Origin of the sequence: Pseudoalteromonas sp. S1650, assembly GCF_005887195.1 — a bacterium.
In the GTDB taxonomy this organism is placed as follows: domain Bacteria; phylum Pseudomonadota; class Gammaproteobacteria; order Enterobacterales; family Alteromonadaceae; genus Pseudoalteromonas; species Pseudoalteromonas simplex.
The window spans coordinates 1-7,073 of record NZ_PNDF01000079.1 but is presented as its reverse complement, the minus strand read 5'-3'; the positions used below and the strand labels follow the sequence as shown (position 1 = coordinate 7,073).

The following is a 7,073-nucleotide window of genomic DNA, read 5'->3' as shown; positions in this document are numbered from 1 at the left end:
GATGAAGGCGTGAAATTTATTTCGCGCGAAAGCGTATTCACAAAGAGAAGAAAGTGAGAGTAAATGAGGAAAAACTTAATGGTTTTCTCTTTAGCGCAGCGCCTCTTATCCTCTTTGTGCAATAAAATGTCTTTGATGTAGGCGTGAAATTTATTTCGCGCGAAAATATTTGCACAAAGAGAAGTGAATGAGAAGTAAAAGAGTAAACCAAAAATACTTTGCTTCACTCTAAAGCTCTGCGTCTCATTATCTCTTCTGAACATTCGTTTTTAACGAAAAGCTAAATTATAAACCATTCAGCTTGTATCTACTTTAATACTGTTAGTTTGGTATTATTGTAGATTAAATTATTAAATAAGGGACTAATTATGAAAGCTGTTATTCCTGTTGCGGGCCTTGGTACTCGCATGTTACCTATGACTAAAGCAATTCCTAAAGAAATGCTGCCTTTAGTTGACAAACCGCTTATTCAATACATTGTTAATGAGTGTGTAGCGGCCGGAATTAAAGAAGTTGTATTGGTTACCCATAGCTCCAAAAATGCGATCGAAAACCATTTTGATACCAGCTTTGAGCTAGAAGCAACGCTTGAAAAGCGCGTAAAGCGTACTCTTCTAGAAGAAGTTCGCTCAATCTGTCCAGACGATGTAACTATTATGCATGTTCGACAAGGCGAGGCTAAAGGATTGGGTCACGCGGTAATGTGTGCTAAACCAATTGTAGGTGATGACGACTTTGTTGTAGTGTTGCCCGATGTTATTTTAGATAGCTATACTGCTGATCAAAAAACCGAAAACGTTGCCGCAATGATAAAACGCTTTAACGAGGTTAAAGCAAGTCAAATTATGCTTGAGCCAGTACCACAAGAAAGTGTTCATAAATATGGTATTGCTGATATTGGTGGCGTTAAAATTAATGCAGGCGAAAGTGCACCTATTAAAACCATGGTTGAAAAACCTAAAGCAGAAGAGGCTCCTTCTAACTTAGCGGTAGTTGGTCGTTATGTTTTATCTAAAGCAATTTGGCCACTGCTAGCTAATACTCCTGCTGGTGCAGGTGGCGAAATTCAATTAACTGACGCAATCGATGAGTTAATGAAACATGAAATTGTTGAAGCATTTCACATGAGCGGTTGTGCTCATGATTGTGGCGACAAGCTAGGTTATTTAAAAGCAATCGTAGAGTACAGTATGCGCGATGAAAAACTTGGCGCAGAGTTTACAGACTTTGTAACAGAAATGGTTACGCCAAACACAAGGCATTTAAAAGCGGTATAACTTTTAAAGCTAAATATTTAAAAAAGGGTAAGAAGTAAATTCTTACCCTTTTTAGTTTTAACATAGCAATTTATTTTTGACCCTAAAGGTTTAGTTTGGCTGATAGCTTCTTGTTTTTGTTTTCTGATGTTATATTTAAAACAATGAAGGAACTTATAACTTTAACTCGGATTTCCTAATGCCAAAATTGAATTTATTGTTTTTAAGCTGTGCCGCCGCACTTAGCTTGCCAATAGCCGCCGACGAAATAAAAAGCCACCAGTCTTTTTCTGGTTATACAGGGTTGATAAACACTCCGAATGCAGAAGCGCTCAGCTCTGGTAGTGTTGATATAGGCTATAACAATTTATTAGATTTTAAAGGGCAGCGATATTTAGATGGCCATAACTTTATATTCTCTGCAGGGTTATTTGAAGGTCTTGAAGTTAGTGGGCAAATATCCTCTAACTCAATACACGATAATTTGTTTTATAGCGAAGGCCGTGGGCAAACCCGAGATTTATCGTTCAACGCAAAATATCAGCTACCTTATATACCTAAAGACTGGTTTAGTGTAGCTATAGGTGCTAAAGATATAGGTGGTGCCGCTAACAACTATAAAACGTTTTATGCAGTGGCCTCAAAAGAATTATGGGATTTTCGTTTTAGTGCCGGCCTAGGTTCAAGTGACAGACTTACTGGTGAAATGGATGGCGCATTTGCTGGTATTGAGTGGCAACCGCTTGAGTGGTTTAGCTTACTCACCGAATATGATGCCGAAGCTGTAAATGCAGCAGCACGTATAACGATTCCTAAAAAGTGGCTATATGATATTGGTGAAATAACCTTTACTAGCCGTTTTTACAGCAGTACTGATTTTTCTGAAGATAAAGACACCTATTGGGGGGTAAATTTTACCCTGCCATTATCTGATGAAGCTAAAACTAATTATGAGCCTGTAAAACCTGCACCTTATGTAGCCCCAACAAGCAATACACCTGCGGCTAAAGTAAACGATTATGGTTTAGGCTTTATTCAAACGTCAGTAGCGCCCAAGCTAGCTGAACAGCCTGATGCGTTAACCGTTACTAGTGCTGAGCAAAGCCAAACACAAAATTCACAAAAAGTTGTTAGTTCTAGCTTAAGCAAACAAGCAATTACATTGAAAGATGCGCTCATTAATGATGGTTTTGAAAACGTGGTTGTTGGTTACAACTCAACTACCGTATTTGTTAACTTTGAAAACTCAGTGTTTAATCGCAACGACATTGACGCTATTGGTGTAGTACTTGGTCGCATCGCCGAAAATATAGTTAATGAAAATACTCATTATAGCGTTCAGCTTTCGAAAACTGATATCCCATTACTAGCAATTAGCGGCAACATCGACAATTATCGTTTGTTTATTGAAAAGGGCGTTAGCCCTGACTTAAATGTTCAACAAGACAAAGCCGTTATTCCCGAGGGTGTTACATGGGCTGGTAAAGCGCAGGCGAGCCCTTACTTTAAACCGCGTGTAACTTTAAGCCCTGCTATTAGTAATACGTACGCTACTGAGTTAGGTGTATTTGACTACTCTATTGCAATTAGAGCGGATGTCGATGTGCCTCTTTGGAAAGGTGCGGGTGTTATTTTAGGTGGACAAGTTAATGTTGAAAATAGTGACGACTATGATGAGCGAGGACCATTTAGGCGTTATCGTCAAGAAACTGAATTTGATAGAGCTATGTTCTACCAAACATTTAAGCTGCCATTCGGTTTTTATAACCAAACGCAAGTTGGCTTTATAAAAGAGCGCTACGATTTAACAGGTATCACTAACGAAACAACTTGGCTGAGTGCTGAAGGACGTCACAGAATTAGTGCTCAGTTGGGTTCGTATAAATACGAAGATTATCGCGGCAGCAAAACATTCCAAGCCCTAAACTACCAATATAACTGGGTTGAGCAAGAGATTACCTTACATGCTCAAGCAGGTAATTATTGGTATGAAGATTCTGGCTATAAACTAGAAAGCCGTTTTTGGTTTGGTGACAGCTACTTAGCTGTATATTACGAAGATACAAATACGACTAAAGCAGGTTTGGCATTTAGTATTCCACTTTCACCACGAAAAGATATGAAAGCTTATAAATTTGGGCAAATTAAAGGCACTGAATCTTACAGGCATACAGCGAGTACTGAGATTGGTGAAAGCACTAACCGTTTAGTGTTCAGTCAAGGCTTTATTCCAGGAAGTGCAATAAGCACCTACCGTACGTTCCTTAATCAGGGGCGTATGTCTAGTGATTATGTATACCAAAATCTTGCAAGATTAAAAGAGGCATATTTAACTTATCGGTAACAATTTATGTTGGGTTAAGTATTGTACAATTAGGTAATTTAGCTATATTATTGATGAGGTGTTTTAGATAATTTAAGAGCTTTAATGCCTCGTTTTTAATTTGTAAAAAAATTATGGTGCTGACTATACTTTTTGGAAGTTCGCGCTACTATTTTATAAAATGAGTAAATTCATTTACAAATGTTGATAAAGGAATAGAAGGACTCCCTATGTTTACTAACAAAAAATCGCTACTAGCGTTATCAGTAGCATCGGCTTTCGCTTTAACAGGTTGTTTTAGCGATGATGATAACAATAAACCAGTACCAGATGACGGTGGTGATGGTGGCGATGGTGGTGTTGTTGTCGTTGCACCAGAAACTCCAGCGGCACTTACATTTGTTGTAAGTGGTTCTGTTGTTCAATCAAACGATGATGACGAATTTGACGTTATCGGTGATGCAACAATCAAATTTTTAGAATCAGGCGTTCTTTCAACTAACATCGTTGATGTTGAAGGTAATCAAGTTCAAACTTTAGATGTTGGCGATGAAGGTAGCTTCCTTGTTACTCGTAAAAGTGGTTCTTCAACAGACAGCGTTACAGCTATCGTTTCAGCTCCAGGCTTTGTTACTAAAGCATTTAGCTTAGATCTTTCTAACGAAGACGATAACGACGTATTAGTTGCACAATTTTTACTAACACCTACTGACGAAGAAGGTCTTGCATCTACAACTACAACTTCATCAGACATTACAGGCTCTACTACAACAGCTGAAATTGTAGCTGATGCATCTGCTGAAGGTTCATCTTTAGCTTCTGCTACATTGCCAACAGGTATTACTTTACAAGACGCTGATGGTCAACCTGTTACAGGTGCTGAAGTAGCATTAAATGTATTGGGTACTGACCCTTCAACTGAAACTAAAAGCTTAGTTTTACCAGAAGGTCTAAATAGCGATGACAGCAGTGCTAATATTGCAGTGCCTGTTTCTTTAGCAAACGTTACATTAAGTGTTGATGGCACAAGCGTTAAAAAGTTCGCTGGTGATACATTAAACGTGACTCTAGCGGCTCCGGCTGATCTAGATGCTGGTGAAGTACTAAGCGTTAGCTCTTTAGATGAAGAAACTGGTATCTGGATGCCAGAAACGTTCCCAGTAACTAAAGGTACGGGTACTGTTAGCTTTGAAACAGACCACTTAACTTGGTTCTCTGTTAATAAGTCTGTTCCTGTATGTACTGATGGTTTAACTGTTAACTTTACTGGTGATGCAGTACCTGCTGGTGGTTTAACACTTGCTGCGTACTCAGCTGATGGTTTCTTATGGTCTCGAGTTGGTGCTGGTAGCACTTCTCGTGTTGTTCCTCCTGGTTTCTTAAAGCGTTACGGCATCTCTTCTGAAGCTACTGCAACAGTAGTAGTGTTTGACCGAGACGGCGCTATCTGGGGTGAAACAGATGGCGAAGTAGCAGTTTGTGGTACAGTTAATGACTTTGCCCTAGCAGCTCCTTACACTCTAGTTAATAAAACTTTAACTATTACTGGCTCATGTGCTAACGACTCAGACGTAGCGGTAGATGTAACTAACTCTGCTGTACGTTATAAGCGTGATGGTAAAGCTGTACGTACTGCGCTTAAAGATGCAGATGGTAACTTCCAGCTTACTAACCTACGCGAAGGCGAAGATTACGAAGTTACTGTTAACTTCCGTGGTTTACCTCTAGAAGGTTCAAACACAATTTCGCTTGATGCTGTGACAGGTGATGATTTAACTCAAAACTTTGAATTCACTTGTCCTGAAGTAACTGGTTCAGGTGGTACTGGTTCTACTGGTGGCACTGGTGGTTAGTAACCATTTTTGTTAGTTCCTAAATAGGGATTAAATCTGAAAGCCGCATTTATGCGGCTTTTTTTATGTGCATTACGGAATTTTAATTGTTGCTGTTGCTAATCTTGTACAAAGCTCATTTGCCAATGCTTGTTTGGCTTGCTCGTCTCCGTGAACAATTTTAATTAAACTTGGCTTTTTGCGTATGCCAGTAACGAAATTTATTAACCCTTTTTGATCTGCGTGGGCGCTGTAACCGCTAATGGTATGAACTTGTGCTTTAATCATCACCTTTTTATTATCGATAAAGACGTATCCGCCGCGTGGGCCATATTTTTGAATATCTCGGCCTAAGGTTCCTTGCCCTTGGTAGCCAACAAAAATGACATCGGTTGTTTTGTCTGGTAAAAACCGTTCTAGATAATTAACTATTCTGCCGCCATTACACATTCCGCTGGCAGCTATGATTATTGCGGGCTGCTGTTTCGAGGCTAAAAAGTTTATTAATGCAAGGTGTTCTTGGTGGCTATCAATAGTGTGTAGTTGTTTAAAGTCGAGCGGGTGGCGGCCTTGTTTTACGCGCTTTTTTGCTTCGTTATCCCACAGCGCTTTAAAGTGTAAATACTCATTTGTGAAATTGGCTGCCATTGGTGAATCAACAATAATTTGCAGCTTATGCCACATAGAGCGCTTACGTGCAGAGTGAATAAGCTGTTCAAATTCATACAGCAATTCTTGTGTGCGGCCAATACTAAAAGCCGGTATGAGTACCACGCCATTATCACTTATGGCGCGCTCAATAACTTTTTTAAGCACGGCTACGCGCTCTTTGCGGCCTTGATGGTTTTTATCACCATAGGTGGACTCAATAACTAATGTATCGGCACGGTAGGGTGGTTTTGGCGTCGGTAACAATGGTGTGTAAGGCGCACCTAAATCACCTGAAAATACCACTCTATGCGTGTTTGGTCTTTTACCCAGTTCAATTTCAATATAGGCAGAGCCTAAAATGTGCCCAGCACGTTGCAGGCGAATTTTATATAAAGAGTTTTGATTGCTTGAGGTTGCTTTTTCGGGGCTTAAGCCAACTCCTACGGGAATGCAGTACCATGTATTATAATCGAGAGAGATAATTTGCTGTTTTAGTAACTTTAAGCAGGTGCGGATCACCGCTTCATCGCGAGTTACACCTACTTTTAAGGCATCTTCAATCACCATAGGTAAGAGTTTTGCGGTGGCAATCGAGGTATAAATTGGGCCTTTAAAACCTGCGGCAAGTAAGTAGGGTATGCGGCCAACATGGTCTATATGGCAATGTGTAACAATCAGCGCTTTAACTGTTGAGATATCAAAATCAATTGCTAGATCTTGTTTACTGTCTTCCCCTTGAAATAGCCCACAATCAACAAGTACAGAATTTGTGTCATCTATAAATAGCTGGTGGCAAGACCCAGTTACGCCTTTCACCGCTCCGTGGTGTTTTATATGCATAATATTCTCCTTTTTGAAGCTAATTTCAGCATAGAGGTAAATAACTCTTAGGGCAATGGGGGCATATTTGAAGGCGTGAAGTTTATTTCGTTGAAGGTTTATTTCACAAAGAGGATCGAATTAGAAGAAAATGAGGGAACCACAGGATCATTTTTTCTTCCTCTTCAGCGA

Annotated in this window: 4 protein-coding genes; 3 read left to right on the top strand and 1 reads right to left on the bottom strand. The window is 39.7% G+C overall.

Features of this window, described 5'->3' with window-relative positions:
- Positions 1-368 precede the first annotated feature (368 nt).
- From galU to CWB80_RS19315, 3 genes are all read left to right on the top strand, one after another.
- On the top strand, positions 369-1,277 hold the full coding sequence (gene galU, locus CWB80_RS19325; protein ID WP_138602526.1) for a UTP--glucose-1-phosphate uridylyltransferase GalU: 909 nt from the start codon (positions 369-371) through the stop codon (positions 1,275-1,277).
- 178 nt (positions 1,278-1,455) lie between these two features.
- Positions 1,456-3,600, top strand: a complete 2,145-nt coding sequence (locus tag CWB80_RS19320) for a YjbH domain-containing protein (RefSeq protein WP_138602524.1) — start codon at positions 1,456-1,458, stop codon at positions 3,598-3,600.
- Between the two features lie 209 nt (positions 3,601-3,809).
- On the top strand, positions 3,810-5,432 hold the full coding sequence (locus tag CWB80_RS19315; protein ID WP_138602522.1) for a hypothetical protein: 1,623 nt from the start codon (positions 3,810-3,812) through the stop codon (positions 5,430-5,432).
- A gap of 72 nt (positions 5,433-5,504) precedes the next feature.
- Here the strand turns inward: CWB80_RS19315 and CWB80_RS19310 are convergent, their stop codons facing one another.
- Positions 5,505-6,902, bottom strand: coding sequence for an MBL fold metallo-hydrolase RNA specificity domain-containing protein (locus tag CWB80_RS19310; RefSeq protein ID WP_138602520.1), 1,398 nt, complete (start codon positions 6,900-6,902; stop codon positions 5,505-5,507).
- Positions 6,903-7,073: the final 171 nt, after the last annotated feature.

Coding starts and splice junctions, on each gene's coding strand:
- galU (WP_138602526.1), top strand. CDS start 369: ATGAAAGCTGTTATTCCTGTTGCGGGCCTTGGTACTCGCATGTTACCT.
- CWB80_RS19320 (WP_138602524.1), top strand. CDS start 1,456: ATGCCAAAATTGAATTTATTGTTTTTAAGCTGTGCCGCCGCACTTAGC.
- CWB80_RS19315 (WP_138602522.1), top strand. CDS start 3,810: ATGTTTACTAACAAAAAATCGCTACTAGCGTTATCAGTAGCATCGGCT.
- CWB80_RS19310 (WP_138602520.1), bottom strand. CDS start 6,902: ATGCATATAAAACACCACGGAGCGGTGAAAGGCGTAACTGGGTCTTGC.